This window comes from Edaphobacter sp., assembly GCF_035532915.1.
Classification (GTDB): Bacteria; Acidobacteriota; Terriglobia; order Terriglobales; family Acidobacteriaceae; genus Edaphobacter.
Genome location: NZ_DATKQC010000199.1, coordinates 1 through 21,481, shown reverse-complemented (window position 1 = coordinate 21,481; position 21,481 = coordinate 1). Strand labels below are relative to the sequence as shown.

At 60.7% G+C, this 21,481-nt stretch carries 23 protein-coding genes; 16 read left to right on the top strand and 7 right to left on the bottom strand.

Features of this window, described 5'->3' with window-relative positions; genetic code table 11:
• Positions 1-408 (top strand): putative sulfate exporter family transporter (locus VMU57_RS09920; protein WP_325382936.1); only part of this gene is annotated, 408 nt, incomplete at its 5' end.
• On the opposite strand, the gene VMU57_RS09915 is transcribed toward VMU57_RS09920, so the two are convergent.
• Complete coding sequence (locus tag VMU57_RS09915) at positions 405-923, bottom strand: MerR family transcriptional regulator (RefSeq protein WP_325382935.1); 519 nt, start codon at positions 921-923, stop codon at positions 405-407. The genes VMU57_RS09920 and VMU57_RS09915 overlap by 4 nt on opposite strands.
• Before the next feature lie 175 nt (positions 924-1,098).
• Between VMU57_RS09915 and VMU57_RS09910 the strand changes: the two genes are divergently transcribed.
• From VMU57_RS09910 to VMU57_RS09875, 8 genes are all read left to right on the top strand, one after another.
• A complete protein-coding gene (locus VMU57_RS09910; RefSeq protein ID WP_325382934.1) occupies positions 1,099-1,695 on the top strand; it encodes a hypothetical protein in 597 nt (198 codons plus the stop codon).
• 55 nt (positions 1,696-1,750) lie between these two features.
• Positions 1,751-2,431, top strand: coding sequence for a zinc ribbon domain-containing protein (locus VMU57_RS09905; RefSeq protein WP_325382933.1), 681 nt, complete (start codon positions 1,751-1,753; stop codon positions 2,429-2,431).
• Positions 2,432-2,557: 126 nt separating this feature from the next.
• Positions 2,558-3,079 carry a bifunctional pyr operon transcriptional regulator/uracil phosphoribosyltransferase PyrR gene (gene pyrR / locus VMU57_RS09900; RefSeq protein ID WP_414648625.1) on the top strand — a complete coding sequence of 174 codons (522 nt, stop codon included), beginning with the start codon at positions 2,558-2,560 and terminating at the stop codon, positions 3,077-3,079.
• An 8-nt stretch (positions 3,080-3,087) separates the two neighbouring features.
• Positions 3,088-4,089, top strand: a complete 1,002-nt coding sequence (locus VMU57_RS09895) for an aspartate carbamoyltransferase catalytic subunit (protein ID WP_325382929.1) — start codon at positions 3,088-3,090, stop codon at positions 4,087-4,089.
• Positions 4,086-5,390 carry a dihydroorotase gene (locus VMU57_RS09890; protein WP_325382928.1) on the top strand — a complete coding sequence of 435 codons (1,305 nt, stop codon included), beginning with the start codon at positions 4,086-4,088 and terminating at the stop codon, positions 5,388-5,390. Before VMU57_RS09895 ends, VMU57_RS09890 begins: the two co-directional genes overlap by 4 nt.
• Before the next feature lie 35 nt (positions 5,391-5,425).
• Positions 5,426-6,490, top strand: a complete 1,065-nt coding sequence (locus VMU57_RS09885; protein ID WP_325382926.1) for a metal-dependent hydrolase — start codon at positions 5,426-5,428, stop codon at positions 6,488-6,490.
• A gap of 95 nt (positions 6,491-6,585) precedes the next feature.
• The gene (locus tag VMU57_RS09880) at positions 6,586-6,891 is read left to right on the top strand and encodes a carboxymuconolactone decarboxylase family protein (protein ID WP_158911350.1); all 306 of its coding nucleotides are present in this window, start codon (positions 6,586-6,588) and stop codon (positions 6,889-6,891) included.
• Between the two features lie 137 nt (positions 6,892-7,028).
• Positions 7,029-9,743 (top strand): TonB-dependent receptor, encoded by a 2,715-nt coding sequence (locus tag VMU57_RS09875; protein WP_325382923.1) that lies wholly within the window; start codon positions 7,029-7,031, stop codon positions 9,741-9,743.
• On the opposite strand, the gene VMU57_RS09870 is transcribed toward VMU57_RS09875, so the two are convergent.
• On the bottom strand, positions 9,744-11,042 hold the full coding sequence (locus VMU57_RS09870; protein WP_325382921.1) for a hypothetical protein: 1,299 nt from the start codon (positions 11,040-11,042) through the stop codon (positions 9,744-9,746). It abuts the gene before it with no gap.
• Positions 11,043-11,379: 337 nt separating this feature from the next.
• Here VMU57_RS09870 and VMU57_RS09865 point away from each other — a divergent pair, with 337 nt between their 5' ends.
• Entirely contained in the window at positions 11,380-11,928 is a 549-nt protein-coding gene (locus tag VMU57_RS09865; protein WP_325382919.1) for a DUF6580 family putative transport protein, read from the top strand.
• 106 nt (positions 11,929-12,034) lie between these two features.
• Here the strand turns inward: VMU57_RS09865 and VMU57_RS09860 are convergent, their stop codons facing one another.
• Both VMU57_RS09860 and VMU57_RS09855 read right to left on the bottom strand, forming a co-directional pair.
• Positions 12,035-12,691 (bottom strand): YqaA family protein, encoded by a 657-nt coding sequence (locus VMU57_RS09860; protein WP_325382917.1) that lies wholly within the window; start codon positions 12,689-12,691, stop codon positions 12,035-12,037.
• A gap of 14 nt (positions 12,692-12,705) precedes the next feature.
• Positions 12,706-13,218 (bottom strand): MogA/MoaB family molybdenum cofactor biosynthesis protein, encoded by a 513-nt coding sequence (locus VMU57_RS09855; protein WP_325382915.1) that lies wholly within the window; start codon positions 13,216-13,218, stop codon positions 12,706-12,708.
• 170 nt (positions 13,219-13,388) lie between these two features.
• Between VMU57_RS09855 and VMU57_RS09850 the strand changes: the two genes are divergently transcribed.
• Positions 13,389-14,405, top strand: coding sequence for an energy transducer TonB (locus tag VMU57_RS09850; RefSeq protein WP_325382913.1), 1,017 nt, complete (start codon positions 13,389-13,391; stop codon positions 14,403-14,405).
• A 21-nt stretch (positions 14,406-14,426) separates the two neighbouring features.
• Here the strand turns inward: VMU57_RS09850 and VMU57_RS09845 are convergent, their stop codons facing one another.
• Positions 14,427-14,549 carry a hypothetical protein gene (locus tag VMU57_RS09845; protein WP_325382911.1) on the bottom strand — a complete coding sequence of 41 codons (123 nt, stop codon included), beginning with the start codon at positions 14,547-14,549 and terminating at the stop codon, positions 14,427-14,429.
• A 26-nt stretch (positions 14,550-14,575) separates the two neighbouring features.
• Between VMU57_RS09845 and miaA the strand changes: the two genes are divergently transcribed.
• Genes miaA through VMU57_RS09830 form a run of 3 tightly spaced genes read left to right on the top strand, consistent with a single transcriptional unit; the run spans position 14,576 to position 16,997 of the window.
• Positions 14,576-15,511, top strand: coding sequence for a tRNA (adenosine(37)-N6)-dimethylallyltransferase MiaA (gene miaA, locus VMU57_RS09840; RefSeq protein ID WP_325382909.1), 936 nt, complete (start codon positions 14,576-14,578; stop codon positions 15,509-15,511).
• 32 nt (positions 15,512-15,543) lie between these two features.
• Complete coding sequence (locus VMU57_RS09835; RefSeq protein WP_325382907.1) at positions 15,544-16,497, top strand: heme-binding domain-containing protein; 954 nt, start codon at positions 15,544-15,546, stop codon at positions 16,495-16,497.
• Positions 16,494-16,997 carry a cytochrome P460 family protein gene (locus VMU57_RS09830; protein ID WP_325382905.1) on the top strand — a complete coding sequence of 168 codons (504 nt, stop codon included), beginning with the start codon at positions 16,494-16,496 and terminating at the stop codon, positions 16,995-16,997. Before VMU57_RS09835 ends, VMU57_RS09830 begins: the two co-directional genes overlap by 4 nt.
• A 124-nt stretch (positions 16,998-17,121) precedes the next feature.
• On the opposite strand, the gene VMU57_RS09825 is transcribed toward VMU57_RS09830, so the two are convergent.
• Together VMU57_RS09825 and VMU57_RS09820 are read right to left on the bottom strand one after the other, a co-directional pair.
• Positions 17,122-18,558 carry an MBL fold metallo-hydrolase gene (locus VMU57_RS09825; RefSeq protein ID WP_325382903.1) on the bottom strand — a complete coding sequence of 479 codons (1,437 nt, stop codon included), beginning with the start codon at positions 18,556-18,558 and terminating at the stop codon, positions 17,122-17,124.
• A 121-nt stretch (positions 18,559-18,679) separates the two neighbouring features.
• Positions 18,680-19,591, bottom strand: a complete 912-nt coding sequence (locus tag VMU57_RS09820) for a hypothetical protein (RefSeq protein ID WP_325382901.1) — start codon at positions 19,589-19,591, stop codon at positions 18,680-18,682.
• 134 nt (positions 19,592-19,725) lie between these two features.
• Between VMU57_RS09820 and VMU57_RS09815 the strand changes: the two genes are divergently transcribed.
• Together VMU57_RS09815 and VMU57_RS09810 are read left to right on the top strand one after the other, a co-directional pair.
• Positions 19,726-20,955 carry a glycine C-acetyltransferase gene (locus VMU57_RS09815; protein ID WP_325382899.1) on the top strand — a complete coding sequence of 410 codons (1,230 nt, stop codon included), beginning with the start codon at positions 19,726-19,728 and terminating at the stop codon, positions 20,953-20,955.
• Between the two features lie 299 nt (positions 20,956-21,254).
• A partial coding sequence (locus VMU57_RS09810) for a DNA ligase LigA-related protein (protein WP_414648624.1) occupies positions 21,255-21,481 on the top strand: 227 nt, incomplete at its 3' end.

Genomic DNA, 21,481 nt, shown 5'->3' with positions numbered 1-21,481 from the left:
TCCGTGGTGGGTGCAGGTGCGAAATACGGCCCGACTGCGCTGGCTGTAGGGACCACGGTAAAGCTGGCGCGGGCCTTGTGGATCGTACCGCTGGCAATTGCCACGGCGACCCTGCGCAAGAGCAAGTCGAAGATCTACTGGCCGTGGTTCATCCTCTATTTCTGCGTGGCCGCGGTGCTTGCCAGCTATGTCCCTCGCTACCTGCCGCAAACCGTGGGAGTCTTTGCCGGGTTGAACCGGCTGGGGAGATCTGCATTGACGGTGGTGCTGTTCTTGATCGGCACAGGCATCACGCGCAACACGTTGAAGGAAGTTGGCGTAAGGCCGCTAATTCAGGGAGTAACGCTGTGGATCGTGGTGGCGAGCCTCTCGCTGTGGGCCATTCACGCAGGATGGATCGCGCTTTAGTCCGAGCCTTCGCCACTTTGCGGAATGTCGAAGAGCTTGGGGGTGGCCGGGCGGGAACCGCCAGCATGCCTTGGCGCGCGGATCGGGTGGACCGCAGCGCGAGTCACCGGCTTCGAGAGCAGGGCGTGCAGGTCGCGAAGCTCTTTCTGCAGCTTGCGTAGTTGTTTGGATGGTGCAGCAGGCGCAACCGCATCGTCGATGCCGAGTGTAAGCTGCGGCTCCTTGTGGCGAAGCTCGGCCTTGAAGATCTGGCGTGCGCCGGGGATGGTGTACCCCTCGTCATAGAGCAGGCTCTTGATGCGCAGAACCATCTCCACGTCGCGGCGGCGGTAGAGCCGCTGCCCCGTGCCGCCTTTATGCGGCTTCAGGCTGGGGAACTCGCCCTCCCAGAAGCGCAGAACGTAGGCAGGCAGGTCGCAGAGTTTGGAGACCTCGCCGATGCGAAAGTACAGCTTGTCCGGGATCTCGGACCCGGCTGGTGGAGGCGTCTTGCGAATTGGCTGGTGCTGTGCCATGCCAAAGCTCCCGAATAGCCGACACTTCCGGCTTCCTGTCAGTATAGGACAGTGACAGCGGATTTGTGAGCAGAATTCAAGCGTTTCTTCCTCGAAGATCGCTCTTCCCTATGCTTGATTGCGGAACTACAAGAGGTGAACTGGCGTATCGTTTCTTGTGCGAAGGAGATTTGGTATGCGCGTGACACAGATGACGGCAGCAGCGGCCATGGTCGCAACAGTGCTGATGAGCGGATGCCGGGTTCAGACAAACAAACAAGGCGGCAACGAGAACGTGAGAATCGCCACACCGTTCGGCGGCGTGCAGGTAAAGACCAACGATGCGACGGTGCTCGAAGGCATGGGGTTGCCGGCCTATCCTGGCGCGACGCTGGTGAAGAAGGACCACGACCATGGCGCAGCGGATGTGAACATGAACTTTGGCAGCTTCCATCTGCGAGTCAAGGCGGCCAGCTATCAGACCATCGACAGCTCCGATAAGGTCGAGGCGTTCTATCGCAAGGCCCTCGGTGTGTATGGCGACGTTATCGAGTGCGCGAACGACAAGTCCGTGGGAGAGCCGACGCGCACGACAGAGGGTTTAACCTGCGACAACGATAACAAGCACGTCGGCATCGACGACGACATCTCTCGCAAGCTGGAGTTGAAGGCAGGGTCGAAGCAGCACCAGCATATTGTGGCGATCGACCCCAACGGGACCGGCACCAAGATAGGGCTGGTCGCGCTCGATCTGCCGGGACACCTCTCCGGCGATAAGCAAAGCGAACAGTAGCTGCCGCCTGTGATCCCGCTTGCCGCGCCCTACCGGGTGGGGTAGCTTCATAGATATGCATGAATTCTGTCACCGCTGTGGCGGGGAGCTCTCCGACGATACCTCGTCGCCCTTCTGCCCCCATTGCGGCGCTCCCCAGATCTATCTGCTGGACCACGATCAACCGGCAGACCTGGCGGAGAACACCACCGGCGCAGCTCCGCCTCCCGCACCCCGGCAGATCGAGTGGAAGACGGCGATTCGCTGCGCCTTGCTCGTGGCCGGTATCGCCGCCGTCTTGACGCTGGTGGCAGCCCGCTTCGAGTCGGTCTCGCCCCTGAGCTGGCTGTGGACGGTGAGCGGCTCGCTGATCACGCTGGCGCTCTATCAGAAGCGACGCCCGCAGGCGTGGATGGACGCCGGTATCGGTGCACGGATCGGCGTCGTCGTCGGAGTCGTCCTGATCGGCAGTGTGGCAGTCGCCATGGCTGCAGGCGGGCTGATCGCGCGCTATGTGCTGCACAATATGGCCGGTTTCGACGCCCAGGTAACGCAACAGCTTCACCTGCAGATTCAACATGCGCTGGCCACCAATCCCGAGGCAAAGTCGATGCAGGGCTACCTTTATTCGCCCGAGTTTCGCGCCGGAATGATGCTCGCCGGGTTCGGCCTGGTCTCGGGCATTCTGCTTGTGCTTTCGACGATCGGCGGCGCCGTGGGCGGCCTTTTGCGGACGCGGCACAAGGTTTCGGCATGATGGGTGGCCCGCACCCCTTCAATCGAGGCGGGGCTGCTGATATCATCAAGCGCAATCGCTATGAGTGAAACTACCGATACCAACCAGTCCGATCGCAAGCCGAAGATACGCGAGAAGGGCCGCCTCATGTCGGCCTCCGAGATTGAGCGGACGCTGGTGCGCCTCGCCCATGAGATCGTCGAAAAGCACGATGGCTGCGAAAACCTCGGGCTGGTCGGCATCAAGCGACGCGGTGTTCCGCTGGCGCAGCGGCTGGGCTCGCTGATCTCAAAGATCGAGAAGTGTCCTGTCGACACCGGCGTGCTCGACATCAGCTTCTACCGCGATGACCTTTCGACCGATGGTGCACGCCCTAAGGTCGCTCCCGGCGACGTTGGCTTCGACGTAACCGGCCGGGACATCATTCTGGTTGACGATGTGCTCTACACCGGGCGCACGATTCGCGCGGCGCTCGACGCCCTGTTCGACCACGGTCGTCCCCGCAGCGTGCAACTGCTTGCTCTAATTGACCGTGGCCACCGCGAGCTGCCTATTCAGGCGACCTTCGTGGGTCGCACCATCCCGACCTCGCGGCGCGAGATTATCGAGGTCAAGCTCAAGGAGATCGACGAGCAGGAGCAGGTGCTCCTCGTCGAGTTGGTGGATTGACCGCATCGATGACGCAGCAATCGCAAGGATCGAAGAAAATCTTCCACTACGCCGCAGGCTCGCTGTTGAGCGTGGCCGATCTCTCCGTGGCAGACGTCTCCGCTATCTTGACAGTAACCACGCGGCTCGAGCAGATGGCTCACGCACAGCGCGCAACGCTTTTGGCCGGTCGCCGCGTCGCCCTTCTCTTCTACGAGTCGAGCACGCGAACCCGCACCTCCTTTGAACTGGCGGCAAAGTCGCTCGGCGCGACCACTACCCTGGTCAGCGACAAGTCTTCCTCCATCGAAAAAGGCGAGAGCCTCAAGGACACCGGCCTCACCCTGCGCGCCCTCGGGGCCGAGTGCGTCATCCTCCGCCACCCCTCGTCGGGCGCTCCCTTCGTGCTGGCGCGAGAGACGGGGCTTCCCGTTCTGAATGCGGGCGACGGGATGCATGAGCATCCTTCGCAAGCGCTGCTCGATGCACGTACGATGTTGATGCGGCTGCCCGGCCGCGACGCCGCCAAGGCGACGGCGAAGAGTCTCGACGGCGTGACCGTTGTCATCACGGGCGACATTCTCCACAGCCGCGTAGCCCGGTCGAATGCTCTGCTCCTGCCTCGACTGGGAGCAAAGGTGCTGCTCTGCGGGCCGGAGCGGCTACTGCCCGAAACCGCACTCGGCCTCGGTGCTGGTGTAGAGATCGTGCGCGACTTCGATGCCGCCCTGCGCCGCTCGCAGGTGGCCATGATGCTGCGCATTCAGAAAGAGCGGCTGGCCGGGCTGGAGCTTGATCTTGCCGACTACATCGCCCGCTATCAGCTCAACGGCGAGCGTCTCGCCGCACAGGCACCGGACGCTTTGGTCATGCATCCCGGCCCCATGATTCGCGGACTGGAGATTGCGGGAGACGTGGCCGACGGCCCCAACTCCGCGATCGAGTTGCAGGTAAGCAATGGCCTCTCCGTGCGTTCGGCGTTGCTGCTCCGCGCCCTGAGCGCCGGTGGATTCGAGAGTGTAACCGTATGAGTGACGTATTGATTTTGAATGGCCGCGTGATCGATCCGGCAAACGGCCTCGACGAGGCCCGCGACCTTCTTCTTCGCGATGGAAAAGTAGCCGCGATCGACAAACCCGGCAGCATGAAGAACGCCGAGGCAGCAGAGACGATCGACGCCTCTGGCTTGGTGGTTGCACCGGGGCTGGTCGATATTCACGTGCACCTACGCGAGCCGGGCCAGACTTACAAGGAGACCATCGCCACAGGAACGGCAGCGGCAGCTGCGGGCGGCTTTACCACGGTCGTCGCCATGCCCAACACCATTCCGGTAAATGACTCCGTAGCCGGGCTCGAGTGGATGCTCGCACCGGAACGCGGGTCTGTCGTGAAGCTATTCGCCATGCCCGCCGCCACCCTGGGCAGCATGGGCGCCACGCTGACTGATTTTGCCGCGCTGCACAAGGCCGGAGCTGTCGGCTTCACCGACGATGGCAAGCCCATCCTCGAAGACGCCATCATGCGCGAGGCGCTGATCGCCGCCGCCCGGCTGGGCGTGCCCATCTCACAGCACGCCGAAGACACCCACCTCACCGGCGGATGCAGCATGAACTACGGCCCAGTGGCGTTTCGCCTCGGTCTGCGCGGAATGACCGTCGAAGCCGAGTCACGGATCGTAGAGCGCGACATCCGCTTGTTGCAGGAGATCGAAAAATCCGATGGGCTGCGCCCTCATCTGCATGTGCAGCATGTCTCGACCGGCCGCGCCCTCGATGCGATTCGCGAGGCGAAGAGTCAGGGGCTGCACGTCACCTGCGAGGCCGCACCGCATCACTTCACGCTGACCGAGGAGGCCATCGGCGACTACGACACCAACGCCAAGATGAATCCGCCACTACGTGCGGAGGCCGACCGTCAGGCCGTCCTTGCCGGAATAGCCGATGGCACGGTCGATTGCATCGCCACCGACCACGCACCGCATGCCGCGCACGAGAAGGAGCAGGAGTTCGAGCGCGCTCCCAACGGGATCACTGGCCTCGAGACCGCTCTGGGGCTGGCATTGCGCGTCCTGCATCGCGGACAAGGTTTGTCATTGCGCAAGATCCTCGCGCTCATGAGCACAGCTCCCGCAGGAATCGCATCGCTCTCAGGCAGAGGCTCGCTCTCCCCCGGCAGTGTCGCCGACGTAGTCATCTTCGATCCCGCAGCCGCGTGGAGCTTCGCCGCAACGCATTCGCGCTCGAAGTCGAAGAACACTCCCTTCGACGGCGCCCCCATGCTGGGCCGGGTACACGCGACCATCAGCGAAGGCCGCATCGTCTTTCGTCAATAAGCGCGGGACGCCCACCCGCGCTATGCTGGAAGCCCATGGACCCAATCACCCACCTGATGACCGGAGCTGTGCTGGCCCGCAGCGGCTTCAACCGCAAGGCCGCCTACGCCACGCTGGCCATGACGCTCGCCGCAGAAGCACCCGACCTCGACACCCTCTGGTCCATCCGTGGTCCCATCGCCGCCTTCCAGCATCATCGTGGATGGACGCACGCGTTCCTTGGCCTTCCGCTTGAAGCAGCCGTCGTCGTCGGTGCGGTCTATCTCTTCCACCGCTGGCGTCTCCGCCGCAACAAACCTACGAAGCATTCCGCTCCTCTGCGTTGGGGCCTGCTCTACGGCTTCGCACTGATCGCGCTGCTCAGCCATCTCCTGCTTGACTGGACCAACAACTACGGTCTGCGTCCCTTCTTCCCTTTTAATCCGCACTGGTATGCAGGCTCACTCGTCTTCATCTTTGAGCCCGTCATCTTTGGTCTCCTGCTGATTGCCCTCATCGCTCCCGCGCTCTTCGGCCTCATCAACAGCGAAGTAGGTGCACGCAAGGCAGCCTTTCGCGGACGCGACTGGGCCATTGCTGCACTCATCGCTATCGTCGCGCTTTGGGGCTGGCGTGCCGTCGAACAGCGACAGGCCATTCAACTCGCCCTCAACAGTCAGGACTTCGGCTCCGATCCAGGCAGCGTTCCCATTCTCCATGTCTACGCTGAGCCCTACCCCGCCAATCCCTTTCGCTGGCAGGTCATCGTCGATACGCCGGACTTCTACCAACTGGCCGCCGTCGACACCTTCGCGAATACCGTGGCCACCAATCCGCACTCGGACATCTTTTACAAACCTGCGGAGACGGCTGCCACGCTCGCCGCCAAACAGAGCTGGCTCGGCCATGTCTATCTCGACTGGTCAAAGCTCCCGCTGGTCACACAATCCGACACCGACCCAATTACAGGAGCGATCACCGTAACCTTCCGCGATCTCCGTTTTATGTACGACACCTCGTTCATGCAGGGCCGCGAAGACCCTCCCCTCTCCGGCACGGTCACTCTCGACTCCGCCCATCGCGTCACCCGCATAAAGATGGACGGCCACGTCCAGCACTAAGCCAGCCATGCCTAATTGCTGTAACTTATCTCTGTCGATCGACTCCTATGAGCGAGAGTCCGCACGTGGGTCCCTATTCCAATCCGAGGTGCAGCATGTTCGACATGAAAAATCTTACCAAGTTGAAGCGACTGGACGAAAACGCGCCGGACGCAATGAAAGCCTTCTGGGCCTTCGACAAAGCCGCTTTCACCGAAGGCACAATCGATGTCCTTCACAAGCAGCTGATGGCTGTTGCAGTTGCGCTGACAACCCAGTGTCCGTACTGCATTGAGCTGCACACCAAGGCGGCGCGCGATGCCGGCGCAACCGACCAGATGCTTGCAGAGACTGCCGCGGTTGCCGCCGCGATGCGTGCCGGTGCTGCCATCACGCACGCAACCCATTTATTCAAAAGCTAATTAGGAAAAAACATTAAGAGCTAATTCAAAAAACTGTCTTCCTGCGGCTCCTTACAAATGTGGGGAACCGCGGAACGCATCCCTGCGTATCGATAGTTGCAAGGAACAGGCGTCTGTTCCCTATCGAGAGGATACGTATGAAGATATTTCATGCCATTGCGGCATGCACGGTGATGCTTTGCTTAAATCTGTCGGCACAGACTCCATGCAGTGGTTCTAAAGTTGCCGGCATCGTACGAGACTCCACGGGTGCGATCATTCCCGGAGCCAGCGTCACGCTCGACGGAGGTGAGACAACCCAGAGCGGCGATGCCGGTCAGTTTCACTTCTCCTGCGCCACTTCCGGCCAACATGATCTGCGAGTCAGTGCAACCAGCTTCGCGGCCAAAGATATTAAAGTGCACGTCCCTCAGCCCAAAACGGAGCTGGTTGTCATCCTGCAACCCGAAGATGTCACTACGTCGGTTAACGTTGGAGAAGATAGTGGCAATGGAGTCGACGCCGCAGCCAACGGCACCTCTCAGACCATCTCAGGCGATCAGCTCAGCACGCTCGCCGACGATCCCGACGACCTCAAGCGCGAGTTGCAGCAACTGGCCGCAACCAGCGGTGGCCTCGCTGCCAACACCACCATCACCGTAGACGGCTTCCAAAGCTCCGCGCCGCTCCCGCCGAAGAGTTCCATCGCCTACATTAAGGTCAACCCCGATCTCTTCTCCGCCGAGTATCGCCAGCCGCCCTTCGACGGTGGCCGCGTCGAGGTCTACACCCGGCCCGGTCAAAGCGCCTTTCACGGTGCGCTCTTCACCACCAACGGCAGCCCATGGATGAACGCCCGCGATCCCTTCTCCACCAGCAAGGCAGCGCTGGGCAAGCAGCGCTACGGCTTCGAGCTGAACGGCCCCGTACGCAAGAAGGGCAGCGACTTCGCCCTCACGCTGGAGCACCGCACCATCGACGATTTTGCCGTTGTCAACGCCATCACGCTCGACGATCAGGGCAATCAGCAAAGCACCATCGCCAACGTCGCCGCGTCTCAGCAACTATGGCTCGCAACAGCGCGTCTGGGCTGGCAACTCAACGAGAAGAACACCTTCACCGCGTCGTATAACGCCAATGTCAATCATTCGCAGAATGTAGGCGTCGGCGGAACATCATTGTCCGAGACCGGCTACAGCAGCGGCACCTACGACCACACCCTCCGCCTGTTGAACGTCACCACCGTCTCGCCCAAGATGATGCACGAGGCACGCGTAGCCTTCGACTGGACTGGCGAAACCGATGTCCCCACCTCCACCGCGCCGCAGGTGCAGGTCGCCGGAGCCTTTACCAGCGGCGGCGCAAGCATCGGCCAGCAGCGGCTGCATACCTTCGAGATCGAAGCCGACGACGATGCCATCCTCAGCACGGCAAAGCATCTGCTCAAAATCGGCACGCAGTTCAAGATGTACAACGTCAGCGACCAGCTCACCACGAACTTCAACGGTCTCTACACCTTTGGCGGCGGCAGCGCGCCTGTGCTCGATGCCCACGGCAACCCCATTCCCGGCCAGACCGAGATCATCTCCGGCCTCGAGCAGTATCGCCGCGCCAAACTTGGCCTCCCAGGCGGAACGCCGACAGCGTTCAACAACGTCATCGGAACCCCGCAGGTCGGCTTCACCCAGATACGCGACTCGCTCTACATTCAGGACATGTGGAAGGTGCGGCCAAAGCTGCAGATCGCCATGGGCTTCCGCTACTACCTGCAAACCTCACCGCTCACCATGAACGGAGCCACACCGCGCCTCGGCATCGCATGGTCGCCCGACAAAAAAGAGAAGTGGCAGCTGCACGCGCACATCGGCCTCTTCACCGGCCAGTACGGAACCTCCGACTACCAGGAACTGCAACGCGAGGACGGCGTCCATCGCATCACCAGCACCGTCTACAACCCCATCTACAATGATCCCTTCGACGGCGCGACCATCATCCACTCAGTTCGCCAGGCATCGCCGCACCTGCAAGGCATCACCTTCGCCATCGAGAACGTAGGCGGCACCCATACCTTCCCGCACGGCTGGTCGGTCAACACCGACGTCTACTGGGGCCGCATCTGGAACTACACGCGAACGCTCAACATCAACTCGCCGCTCAACGACAATCCCGCAGGCCCGCGCCCCGGCGCGCTCAATCTCAACGTCCTGCAGACCAACAACAGCGGTCAGGGCCGAGCCAACGTGGAGTTCTTCGGCATCAACCAGCACGAGCTGAAACACCTGAACTTCTTCTTCGGCGCCGTCCGCGTCGACCTGATCGACAACACCAACGACGACACCTTCTTCAACCCTCAGAGCTCGCGCACCGACGCAGGCGAGTTTGCGCCGCGCAACGGTCAGGGCCGCTGGCAGATCTTCGGTAACGGAATGCTCAAGCTGCCACAGAAGTTTGAGTTAAGCACCAACTTGCAAGCCCAGAGCGGGGTCCCCTACAACATCACCACCGGCTTCGACAACAACGGCGACGGCAACTTCAACGACCGCCCACAGTACGCGCCCACCGGCGATCCAGACGGCATCCCCACCCAGTTCGGCCTGCTGGTACCAAGCGGCGGTGTCGGCGCACTCCCTCGCAACATCGGACGATCCCCCTGGACAGTCCACATGGACACCAACCTCGAGCGCAAGCTCCAGTTGAATAACCCCAAGGCCGAGCATCCGCAGACGCTGACGTTCAACGTGCGCAGCTCAAACCTGCTTAATCATGAAAACGTCACCAGTGTGGGCGGCGTCCTCGGCTCTCCGCTCTTCGGCCGCCCCTACGCCGCCGACAACGGCCGCCGCATCGAAGCAGGAGTGCGCTACAGCTTCTGATCAACCAACCGTTCGCTCCGAGGTAATCTTCCATTCCCCATCGACCATCTTTAATTTGAGTTGCGCTTTGATGCGTTCCTCCCTGGTGGCCGATGAGGGAAGCTCTATGGTGATGTGTTTGTTCAGATAAACGACAGCGGTTTTCGGTGTTTGCCTCTCTACGACGAGATCTTCTGCCCTAAGCGTCCACACGCCTTTTCTATCGTCGATCTCGGCCTGCTTGTTCTTCAGCAGTTGTTCTCTGCTGACGTTCGGCGTCAGAAAGTAGCGATCGAGAGGGGTCGCATAAAACGAGAGTTGGGTCTGAACATCGCGGGTGCTCATGGCGGCGGCCCACGCCTGCACCCATGCCTTGATGTCCGTGGGCGTCGCCGCGGGCGTAGGCGGTGCTGGCGTTGCAGCTGAAGCTGGCGGGGTTGGCGCCGGTGCGGCGGCTTTATTCTCCGCCGATGCGCTTGCAGTGGGTCTTTCCGGCTTTGCCGCGAAGAGGTCCTGCGATGCGCGGTGGTGCTGCAGCAAGTAGAAGGCAACTGCCAAAACAAGGATGAGTAGCGGCAGCACCAATAGAATCGCAGACCGCCGCTTGCTGACAGGGGCTGCTTCCATCGTTACCGCAGAGGGAACTGGTGCGATCTGCCGTGGCGTGGCGAGAACAGGTTCATCGCTCTTCGGCGTTGGTTCTGGATTAACCCGCGGCTCGGGCTTCACGTCGGGCTTCACGTCGATCTTCACATCGGGCTTCGGATCCGGTTGGGGCTTTGGCGTTGCCTCTGGTTCCGGCTTCACTTCGATGGAAGCCTTCTGCGGCGCATCTGGAGCTCTTTCAATCGGCGCAGGCGAGATCTTCTCCGCCTCGACCGGCGCGGGAGTGCTGGCTTTGGCAATCGCTGGTACAACTTCGACCGCTGGGCTGGGTGCAATGGGTTCGGCAGGCGGCAAAGTCCTGGCGGCTATCGGGCGTGAGGATGCGCGGTGGCTGAGCTCGGTCTTCAGCGACTCAAACGCCCGTTCGATCTTCGAGCGGACGATCTCGTCCTGCGCGGCATCGCCGGCCAGGGCCGAGGCCAGAAAGTTAGCCTCAGTATGCAGCGTTGTCGTCGCAGAGGGCTGAGAGGTGGCCCGCACGGTGGTCTTGTCCCTGGGATTCATCGTGCGAAACGAGGGCCCAAGGCCGTAGACGATCAGTTCGTCTTCCGTGCGGACGGTCTCGAGCGACACTTCGCGGAGATAATGCTCCAGCGTACGTAAAACGAGGTCCGCGTCTGGGTGGTCCACAATTTTATCGAGCCGAAGTTTCACGAAAACTCTCTTTATGGTCTTGAAGGTACTAAGGGTTCGGGTGAAACAGACAACGAATTTGCATCACCGGTAAAGCGATTCGGCGTCGCCCAGTCATCGAACTGAAGGCAGGTGATAAGAGTAAACCTTTGCCACGGCGACCGGCCCGAATAATCGATGCTTCCACGCCGTCACTTTGGTAACTTCGCAAAGTCGAAAGATGCCATGCAGATATTTCCGAGTATTAGTGAGTAAGATCGGCAGGCATTCCATCCATCGTCGCCGTTAGAAACCTTGACCCCGTCCTCTCAAAGGCCGACAATCGAATTCACAGCTTTTTCTGAAACAGAGGTCCACCATGGTTGCCTATCTCGTTCTACTCTTTGCGGTCTTCAGCCGTTTCTTGCCGCATCTGTTCAACAGCACCGCCATCGGCTTCACCGCGGTCGGCGGAGGCCTCCTCTACTTCGGAGCGCGCCGCAGCCGCTGGCAGACCATCATCGCCGTCCTCGCCCTCATGGTGGCCGACTATTACCTCACCGTCTTCGCCTACGGCTACGCCTTTCACACCAGCGCCTACCTCGTCACCTGGGTCTGGTATGGAGCAATCTGCCTGCTCGGCCACCAGATACTGAGCGGCAAGCCCTCTGCTGTGCGTGTGACCGTCGGCGTCCTTGCCTCGGCGACGTCCTTCTTCATCTTCAGCAATTTTGCCGTGTGGATGGGCAGCATCATGTATCCGCACACTGTTGCCGGCCTCAGCGCCTGCTACATTGCCGCTATCCCCTTCTATGCCAACGACCTCATCTCCACCGCACTCACCGCCGGGGCCCTCTTCGGCCTCCCTGCTCTGGTTCGGAGCATCGCCCAGACCATGGACGAGTCGCACGGCAATCACATCGCCTAAGGCAACTTTCATCCACGAGAAAGGGCTGCGAAATCCGCAGCCCTTTTCCCATTTTGGAACAATTCTCTGCAATGGAGCCGTAGTCTCGAACCTCCGTCGAAAAGCTCTACTCCGCTGGCCGATCCTCTGCCGGGAACTGCGTTCCCCGCCGCTTCGAAAACAATTTGCGGACAATATAAACCACCAGCAGTCCCACTAAAACCCCAACAACACCAAGCACATATTCCAGATGCTCGTGAAACGCTCTGCCAATCGTGTTCAGGATAGCGGGCCCGTAAAGGATGGTGATCAACCCTTCCAGCCCAAACCGGACAAACTTACCGGCAAAGACTGCGCCAAAATACAGTAGCGGCTTCATCTCAAACACACCCGCTGCGAACTCTATTACTTTCACAGGCATCGGCGGAGGCATCATCGCCGGAATCATGATTGCCAGAAACTCCTGCCGCTCAAACTTGTCCCGCAAGGCCTCATATCGCTGTCGATTAATCCGTTTCAGCAGAAAAAGTTCCCCGCCGGCCCGTCCGAAATAATAGGGAAGCAGGCTTCCAATCGCCGAGCCTCCCGCAGCCATCAGGCAGTAAATAAGTAACTTACCGTGATCGTGTGCCACATAGTCAATCACCAGCGCGTCGATGGGCACCGGAATCGAAGAGGTGTCGACGATCGCCAACGCGCCCAGTCCCCAGGCCCCCAAAGGCTTCATCAGGACAAGCAGCGCGGTGTTCAGCTTATGAAAGAGGGCAATCGGATGGATTTTCACGAGGAACCCTTATTCTATCTTGCCTCTGGCACGGAATGCGCCGTATTTCCCGCCAGCAAGTCCAGGGCATGGGGCAGCAGCGGAAGCACCGACTGAAGCGAGCTTTCCGCTCCCGCGGGGCTTCCCGGCAGATTCACCACCAGCGTCTTCCCTGTCACTCCACAGACGGCCCGGCTAAGCGCTGCAAATGGCGTGTGTTGCAAGCCATCGGCACGCATCCGTTCGGCCATTCCCTCTACCAGCCGTTCGCACACCAGGCGGGTTGCGTCCGGAGTCACATCCCGTGCCGCCAGTCCCGTGCCTCCGGTGGTGACAATCAACTGCGCGTTGCGCGCATAGTGCCGCAAAGCCGTGATGATCGCGTCTATCTCATCTGGAACGATCCGCGTGGTTACGCCATCGATGCCGGCAGCCTTCAGCAGACGGGCGACGGCAGGCCCGGAGACATCGACCTGCTCTCCTTTGGAGCAGCGGTCGCTGACCGTCAGCACCACCGCACGCGTATCGGCAGAAAACCCTTGATTCACCCGTTCAGTTTACGGCGCGGACGCCGCCGAACCAACCCCCGTTCCCGCCTAAAGATGAGAAAATAAAAAAGACTGTGCAAGCCAGGTTCGTTACCCGGTCAATCATTGTCTGGTCAATCCATGCTCGCGGGGCAACTTTCCTCCCGCGAAGCCGTCTGAACACATAATCAATGCCACCTGTAGAAACGCCGCCCAACTCCGTTCCCCCCACCACACCCGCCAAGGTGCGCACCGGACGTTTCGGCGAACTCGAAGAACACGAGCTCATCCATTTGCTCGACTCGCTGGACGACGAGCGCTCCAAAGCGCGCTTCCGCGAATCGGTCTACATCTCGCTCATCGTCTACCTGGCCCTGGCCTGGTTCCTCTTCTACGGCCCGCGTTTCATCTTCCACCAGCCCCGCGTCATCGATCCGATGGCCGTCCTCAAAGAGCGGGATAAAGTTACCTACCTCAATACGCCGGCAGATATCTCGAAGGCGCTTTCGCAAAAGCAGAGCAAAGCTCCCAAGCCAACGCTCGATCAGAAGACGCTGAATCGGCTTCGGTCCATGGAGAAGGCCCGTGTGCCTGCCCCGGCACCGCCCGCGCCCACCCCGGCGCCTGCCGCGCAACAGCCTGCCCCTCAGCAGGCCAAGGCCACCCCGCCGCCTCCACCGATCGTCCAGCATCCGCAGCAGGAAGCCATCGTCGATGCTCCCAAGCCTGCGCCGACCAAGCCGAACTTCGGCAATCCGGACCAGAGCGCCGGGGAGGCCATTCGCCGCGCCGCCCAGGCCGCAGCCCAGAACCGCAACAGCGGCGACGACATTGGCGCAAGCATCCCGGTCGCCCACCAGGGCCTCAACACCGGCGTCGATATCCTCTCCGACACCATGGGAGTCAACTTCAATCCCTATCTCAAGCGGATCATCTACGAGATCTACCACACCTGGCTCCCCCTGATCCCAGAGGAGGCACGGCCTCCGCTCAACAAGCAGGGCGAGACCCTGATCCGCTTCACCATCCTGCCCGATGGCCGCATCGGAGGCATGACGCTCGACGGCTCCACCCACGACCAGGCCATCGACCGCGCCGCCTGGGGCTCGATCACCGGGGTAGGCCAGTTCCCGCCGCTGCCCAAGGAGTTCCATGGCCCGAACCTCGAACTGCGCATCCACTACCTCGTCAACAAGAATCCCGAGTAGGCACGAATGCCTGCGCCCACTTCACAATCGAAGCCGATCCAGAAGCCGGAGCAGCCGCGGCAAAAGGAGCGCCGCCGTCAACTCCGTGCCCTGCTTCTGCTCGCCGCTGCCGTTCTGGCCTTCAGCCTCCTGCGTGCGCACCATGTCTTCACGCCTGGCTGGTGGCGACTATGGTGACCAGTCCGCTCATCGTTCTGGTCGGCCCCACCGCCAGCGGAAAGACCGCGCTCGCGCTGCGCCTCGCCGAACAGTTCAACGGCGAGATCGTTAGCTGCGATTCGGTCGCCGTCTATCGCGAGATGGAGATCGGCACCGCCAAGCCGTCGCTTGAAGAACGCGCCTTCGTCCCCCACCACATGATCGACATCGCGTGGCCCGACGAGGCCTGCACCGCTGGAGACTACAGCCGCCAGGCGCGAGAGTCGCTGGCAGGCATCACCGAGCGCGGCCATCTCCCTATCGTCGCCGGCGGCACCGGCCTCTATCTTCGTGCGCTCATCGACGGCCTCTTCCCCTCGCCACCCGCGCACCCCGGCCGCCGCGAAGTTCTTCGCCAACGCGCTGAAACCCATGGCGCGGCCTATCTCCACCGCCTGCTCACGCGCCTGGACCCGGCTGCTGCCGCGGCCATTCATGCCAACGACGTCTCCAAGGTCGTACGCGCCATCGAGGTATCGCTCGCCGCAAAACAACCGCTCACCGAGCAATGGGAGAAAGGCCGCGACGCTCTCACCGGCTTCAAAATCCTGCGCCTCGGCCTCGAACCTCCCCGCCCGCTGCTCTACGAGCGCATCAACCATCGCGCTGCGGCCATGTTCGACCGCGGCCTCGTCGAAGAGACCGAGCGCCTCATCGGGCGTTACGGCCGCGACTGCCGCCCGCTCACGTCGCTGGGCTATGCCGAAGCATCGGCTGTTCTACGAAACGAACTCACCCGCGATCAGGCAGTCGCTCAGGCACAGCAGGGTCATCGCAACTATGCCAAGCGTCAAGCCACCTGGTTCCGCCGCGATACCGAGATCCACTGGCTCAAAGGCTTTGGAAATCAACAAGATATCGTCGATCATGCCCGTCAACTTACAACCCTGCATCTCAAAGAGAAGTAACACCACAAAATCAGAGCATCAAGGGAACAGGCATGGCTAAGGCATCGTCTCAGCGCCTCAGGCTGATACAGACAGCAGTAGTACTGGGCATCGTCTTCATCGCAATTCAATTTATTCGGCCCGAATTGACCAATCCTCCGGTTACAGCGGACCTGCAGGCACCGCCCGAGGTGAAGCAGGTCCTCAAAAACTCGTGCTATAGCTGCCACTCGAACGAGACCCGTCTCCCGTGGTTCGACGAGATCGCACCGGCCTACTGGATCGCCGCCAGCGACGTAAAAGAGGGGCGCAAGCACCTCAACTTCTCCGAGATCGGCAGGCTTTCCGCAGCGCAGCAAAAGGGCCTTCTCTTCGAGGCCATCAGCAACATCCAGATGGGCGCGATGCCGCTGCCGTCCTATCGCCGCGTTCATCCCGGATCGAGGGTTACGCTGGCGCAACTGGCGGTATTGAAATCATGGCTGGCATCGCCGTCTCCAATCAGTGCTGCCACTGATACCAGCGCAGCCAACGCAGGCTATGAGCGATGGATTCAAGCAAGCAGCGTCGTCCCTGATGTGCATCCCTCCCCCAATGGCATCGAGTTCATGCCCGACTACAGGAACTGGAAGACCATCAGCAGCACCGACCGCTTCGACAACCACACCATGCGCGAGATCCTCGGCAACGACATCGCCGTCAAAGCCATCGCCGAAGGCCACATCAACCCCTGGCCCGACGGCACCGCCTTCGCAAAGGTCGCGTGGCAGCAGCAGCCGGACGGCAAAGGCATGGTTCGCACAGGAGCCTTCATTCAGGTAGAGTTCATGATTCGCGACAGCCAAAAATACGCTTCGACCAAAGGCTGGGGATGGGCAAGATGGCGCGGAGCCGACCTTGTCCCTTACGGCAAAGATGCCGCCTTCACCAGCGAATGCGTCAATTGTCATAATCCCGTACGCAACAGCGACTACGTCTTCACTCCACCGATCGGAGGCCAGCAATGAAAGCGAGTTATCTTTTCGGCGCTGTGTTTTCGCTAGGCATCCTGAGCGTAATCGGTTGCTCGAACCCCTATCCTCCCGTCGTGGCGACGTTGAGTCAAGGCGCGGTACTGCCCGGCAATCTTCCATCAAATCCCATGCAGGACAGGGTCATCACCTCATGGATCGACAGGCGGGACGCAACCATGTCTACGCTCTACGGCAACGATCTCGCTGTGCAATATTCCCGCACCAGCCAGCAGCAGGACTATCCCTCCGGCTCCACGCTCTCGCTCGTCACCTGGACGCAGCAGGAAGACCCACGCTGGTTCGGGGCAAAGATACCGGCAAAGGTGAAGTCCGTGGAGTACGTCATGGTGAAGACCGGCCCCGATCACCGAACGTCCTACACCTACGAATCGTACGAAGGCTCGCCGCTCAGGAAAGTAGCCGCCCAGCAAAGCCCCACCCCGACTCCGCAAGCAGCATATCTTCTCTCGCAGCGCGCAGCCGTCATGCCCTGACGGCCGCACGCTGCATCACACTAGAGCTATTTCCTCTTAGGTGTAACTTCCTTTGTTTGTCATTCCCGAAGGGAATCTGCGTTTTGCTCGAATCACCAAAACTACATCGGGAGGAGAACCGCCACTAGCCCACCTCAAACCGATCACCACGTTTGGGGCAGACCACATTCAGCTTGTACATCTTCTCGATCTCTTTCTTCAGGGTCTGCTGGGCATCCGGCTCACCATGCACCAGAAAGACCTGCTTCAGCGTAGGCACCACGGGCGCCATCCACTCCAGAAGTTCGTGCTGATCGGCGTGCCCGCTCAACTCACCGATGGAGTCCACCTCGGCACGCAGCCTCATCGGCTCGCCGAAGATCTTCACCTCCGGCTGTCTCTCCACGATGGCGCGGCCCAGCGTATTCTGCGCCTGAAAGCCGGTAATCAATATCAGATTCCTCGGATCTTCCACGCTGTTTTTCAGATGATGCAACACCCGCCCCGCCTCGCACATTCCCGAAGCTGAGATCACGATGAACGGCATTCGCAGGTCGTTCAGCGTCTTGCTTTCTTCCACCGTGCGCGTGTATTTCAGCCGCCTCCATCCAAACGGATCTTCATTCACCGCAGCGAAGGCGAGCGCGCCTTCATCCCACTCTTCCTCATGCTTGCGAAACACATCCGTCACATTTACCGCCAGCGGGCTATCCACAAAAATAGGAATATCCGGAATGGCCTTGGCATCGATCAGCTCATGCAGCAGCAGCACCACCTGCTGCGTGCGGCCCACGGCAAATGCGGGCATCACGATGTGGCCGCCACGCGCGACGGTTCGGTTCACCAGGTTCGCCAGCTTATGCTTCACCGGCCCTATCGGCTGATGCAGCCGGTTGCCGTACGTGCTCTCCATGATGAGATACTCCGCCGCGGGCGCAGTCTCAGGATCGTGAATGATTGGCAGGCCCTTGCGTCCCACATCGCCTGAGAACAGCAGCCGCGTCGTTTGCCCTTGCTCCTTCGCATCGACCAGAACGCAGGTCGAGCCCAGCATGTGTCCCGCATCATAGGTCGTCGTCGTAAATCCAGCATCCGCCGTCGAGCCTGCCAGCAACTGCGGCGTATGCAGCTTCACCGGCTTGAACAGCTCGACCGCCTGCGCCGCATCTTCCTGCGTGTACAGCGGCGTCGCTCCATCGGCCTCGCCATTCATGCCGATGGCCTTACGACGCCGCCAGCGCTTGTTCACAAACTCCGCGTCCGACTCCTGAATATGCGCGCTGTCCTTCAGCATCTTCTCGCACAGATCGACCGTCGCCGGAGTCGTATAAATCGGCCCCCGATATCCCTGCCTCGCCAGCAGCGGCAGATCGCCGCTATGGTCGATATGCGCATGAGAAAGCACCACCGCATTCAGTTGTTCGACCGGCAATGCAAGGTGCGCATTGATCTCGCGGCCCTGCTGCCTATGCCCTTGAAACAGTCCGCAGTCCAGCAACACATTCTGCCCCGCGCACTCCAGATGATGCGAAGACCCTGTGACCGTCTGTGCCGCGCCCCAAAAATGCAGTCGAATCCCCATGCACGCTCCTTAAAATTCATAGCGAAAATTCACAGCCATCCTATCTGAAACAGAACATTCCCCACAGATAGCGAAGGCCCATCCATGAAGATGGGCCTTCGCATCGCAATTCATCGTGCGATCAGGGCTGCACGACAAGATCGTTCGCCAGCCTGAAGTGAACAATCGACTCCGAAGGAATCTCGATATCGCGGTTACCCGTCAGCCCGGCCACTGCGGTTCCCGCGCCTGCGCCCGTCAGGCCACCAACCAGCAGTCCAACGCCGCCGGTGGCGACGCCGCCAACCAGCATCCCCAGGCCCGCTCCGCCACCAATGAACGCCGCCGACCGTTTGCCCTTGCCCTTCTTTCCTCTTCTCAGGTCGCGAGTATCAAGACGATACTGATTGCCGTTCAGCGTTAGCGAAGTAAGCCGCAGATCAAGAATCGAAGCGCCCTTGAAGTGGCCACGCCGATGCGAGACCTCGACAATCCCTCCTACCGGAGCGCCCTTCGGAATAATGACATTGCCATTGTCCCCAACCACCGGCTCGACAATCTCGCCATCGAAACGGTCGCCCGCGCGGCTCGTCTTCACGCTGATGCGCTGATTGATGCGAATCGTCAGATTTGTTCCTGCAGGTACATTCACATCCGCTGGCTGAATCACCGGAGCTCCGCCCGGCGTCGCTACCGGAGGCGGTGCCGTCGCGGCAGGTTCCGCCGCGCCTCCGTTCTGCCCTGCGATTGCAGGCTGTCCCGACGGCACAGACGCCTCAGACTCGTTCATTATCGGAGCCGCCGCTGGCGTCACGGTCGTCGTCGTGGCCTGGGCTGTCTGGCCCGGAGCCGGAGGCTGTACCGTCACCGTGGTGGTGTTTCCACTCTTATCGACCGAGACGACCTGCTGCGCCTGTCCCGTGGCCGCTGCCTGCTTCTTCGCGGCGTCAATCGCCGCATCTTCCTTCGACCTGCATCCCGCCAACAACGTGACTGCTAATGCCATTGCTCCCGTAAACTTCAAAATCTTTCCAGAAATCATCATCATCGCCATCTTGGGCCCTCATCCTTCGTATCGGACTTTGTTGGTACATCCGCGCGATGGCAGCTCTCTGCCGTCATCACACGATACTGAGATGCCATTCGCTCCCTCCTTACTGTCTCGATGCAAAAGGTTTACGATTAAGCATGAGCGACAAAACTCCTCGCCCCCAGCTCGCGCACCTCACCGCCCAGCTCGAAGACCTGCGCCAACGCGGCACCCACTTCAAGCTCCGCATCCTCGACGACGAACAGGCCCCCGTCTGCACCTACGACGGCAAACGCGTCATCAACCTTGCCAGCAACAACTATCTCGGCCTCTGCAACCATCCCAAACTCCGCGAGGCCGCCATCGCCGCCACGCAGAAGTATGGAGTAGGCTCAGGCGCCGTCCGCACCATCGCCGGAACCATGCGCATCCACATGGAGCTTGAAGAAAAGATCGCCGCCTTTAAGGGCGTCGAAGCCTGCGTCGTCTTTCAGTCCGGCTTCACCGCCAACGCCGGAACCGTCTCCAGCATTCTGGGCAAAGAAGACTTCATCCTCTCCGACGAACTGAACCACGCCAGCATCATCGACGGAGCACGTCTCTCGAAGGCCAAGATCAAAGTCTTCCGCCACAAGGATGTCGCCCACGCCGAAGAGCTGCTCAAAGAGATTCAGAACGAACCCGGACGCAAGCTGCTCATCACCGACGGTGTCTTCTCCATGGACGGCGACATCGGCCCGGTCGACAAGCTATGCGACCTCGCCGACAAGTACGGTGCCATCATGATGGTCGACGACGCCCACGCCAGCGGTGTGCTTGGCCGCAACGGGCGCGGCTCGGTCGATCACTTCCATTGCACCCAGCGCGTCGACGTGCAGGTCGGCACGCTCTCCAAGGCCATCGGGGCCCTCGGCGGCTACGTCTGCGGCAGCCGCGACCTCATCGACTATCTCTACCACCGCGCGCGCCCCTTTCTCTTCTCCACCTCGCACCCGCCCTCGGTCGCAGCCACCTGCATCGCCGCGTTCGACATCCTCGAGAACGAGCCCGAGCGCATCCAGCGCCTCTGGGACAACACCAGCTACTTCAAGCAGCAGCTCACCGCTGCCGGCTTCGACACCGGAGGGCGCACCACGCCCGCCAGCGAGACTCCGATCACCCCCATCCTCATCGGCGACGGCCGTGCAACCATGGACTTCTCACGCGCCCTCTTCGAAGCGGGCCTCATGGCCACCGGAATCGCCTTCCCCACCGTTCCCGAGGGCAAAGCCCGCATCCGCACCATCATGACCAGCGAACACACCCGCGAACAGATCGACCAGGCCCTCGAAATCCTCACCACCGTTGCAGGAAAGTTGAACATTCTCGACCACAGCCGTCATGCTTGACACCCCTCGTAAAATAGAAGCTGGGGTGTCTCTGGATTCTGCACGTTTTCTCTCCACCCGTTGGATCGATAGCGTCTGTAGAGTTCGTCATTCTGGGCGAAGCGAAGAACCCTCGTATTTCGTATAAGCCGCATGGATGGAAGACTTTGCGGGTCTTAGGCCGCAAAAATCAAGACTGTGGCGACCTAGCCCAGACTTAAAGTATTTGTTTCGAAGACTTTGCGTACTTTGGAGGGGGGTGGGGTGTCCCCCTTTTTTCCGAAGCACGGCATCGTCCCCCGCTCTTTATAATCCTGACTATGACGGCTGCTCTTACCCCCGATCAACAGATTCAGGTGCTGCGTGATGAGCTTCGCCATCATGAACATCTCTACTACGTTCTCGACGCTCCCGAGCTGACCGACGCGCAGTACGACGCGAAGATGAACCAGTTGAAGGCGCTCGAGGCCGAGCATCCCGATCTGGTGACGGCGGATTCGCCGACCCAGCGAGTTGGCGGCAAGCCGCGCGACGGCTTTGTGAAGAC

What these genes read in the sequence shown, in the direction of transcription:
- VMU57_RS09875 (WP_325382923.1), top strand. Translation starts at nt 7,029, where the DNA reads ATGAAGATATTTCATGCCATTGCGGCATGCACGGTGATGCTTTGCTTA.
- VMU57_RS09865 (WP_325382919.1), top strand. Translation starts at nt 11,380, where the DNA reads ATGGTTGCCTATCTCGTTCTACTCTTTGCGGTCTTCAGCCGTTTCTTG.
- VMU57_RS09845 (WP_325382911.1), bottom strand. Translation starts at nt 14,549, where the DNA reads ATGGTGCGCACGCAGGAGGCTGAAGGCCAGAACGGCAGCGGCGAGCAG.
- VMU57_RS09910 (WP_325382934.1), top strand. Translation starts at nt 1,099, where the DNA reads ATGCGCGTGACACAGATGACGGCAGCAGCGGCCATGGTCGCAACAGTG.
- pyrR (WP_414648625.1), top strand. Translation starts at nt 2,558, where the DNA reads ATGTCGGCCTCCGAGATTGAGCGGACGCTGGTGCGCCTCGCCCATGAG.
- VMU57_RS09885 (WP_325382926.1), top strand. Translation starts at nt 5,426, where the DNA reads ATGGACCCAATCACCCACCTGATGACCGGAGCTGTGCTGGCCCGCAGC.
- VMU57_RS09815 (WP_325382899.1), top strand. Translation starts at nt 19,726, where the DNA reads ATGAGCGACAAAACTCCTCGCCCCCAGCTCGCGCACCTCACCGCCCAG.
- VMU57_RS09905 (WP_325382933.1), top strand. Translation starts at nt 1,751, where the DNA reads ATGCATGAATTCTGTCACCGCTGTGGCGGGGAGCTCTCCGACGATACC.
- VMU57_RS09880 (WP_158911350.1), top strand. Translation starts at nt 6,586, where the DNA reads ATGTTCGACATGAAAAATCTTACCAAGTTGAAGCGACTGGACGAAAAC.
- VMU57_RS09915 (WP_325382935.1), bottom strand. Translation starts at nt 923, where the DNA reads ATGGCACAGCACCAGCCAATTCGCAAGACGCCTCCACCAGCCGGGTCC.
- VMU57_RS09830 (WP_325382905.1), top strand. Translation starts at nt 16,494, where the DNA reads ATGAAAGCGAGTTATCTTTTCGGCGCTGTGTTTTCGCTAGGCATCCTG.
- VMU57_RS09890 (WP_325382928.1), top strand. Translation starts at nt 4,086, where the DNA reads ATGAGTGACGTATTGATTTTGAATGGCCGCGTGATCGATCCGGCAAAC.
- VMU57_RS09850 (WP_325382913.1), top strand. Translation starts at nt 13,389, where the DNA reads ATGCCACCTGTAGAAACGCCGCCCAACTCCGTTCCCCCCACCACACCC.
- VMU57_RS09820 (WP_325382901.1), bottom strand. Translation starts at nt 19,591, where the DNA reads ATGGCGATGATGATGATTTCTGGAAAGATTTTGAAGTTTACGGGAGCA.
- VMU57_RS09835 (WP_325382907.1), top strand. Translation starts at nt 15,544, where the DNA reads ATGGCTAAGGCATCGTCTCAGCGCCTCAGGCTGATACAGACAGCAGTA.
- miaA (WP_325382909.1), top strand. Translation starts at nt 14,576, where the DNA reads ATGGTGACCAGTCCGCTCATCGTTCTGGTCGGCCCCACCGCCAGCGGA.
- VMU57_RS09825 (WP_325382903.1), bottom strand. Translation starts at nt 18,558, where the DNA reads ATGGGGATTCGACTGCATTTTTGGGGCGCGGCACAGACGGTCACAGGG.
- VMU57_RS09895 (WP_325382929.1), top strand. Translation starts at nt 3,088, where the DNA reads ATGACGCAGCAATCGCAAGGATCGAAGAAAATCTTCCACTACGCCGCA.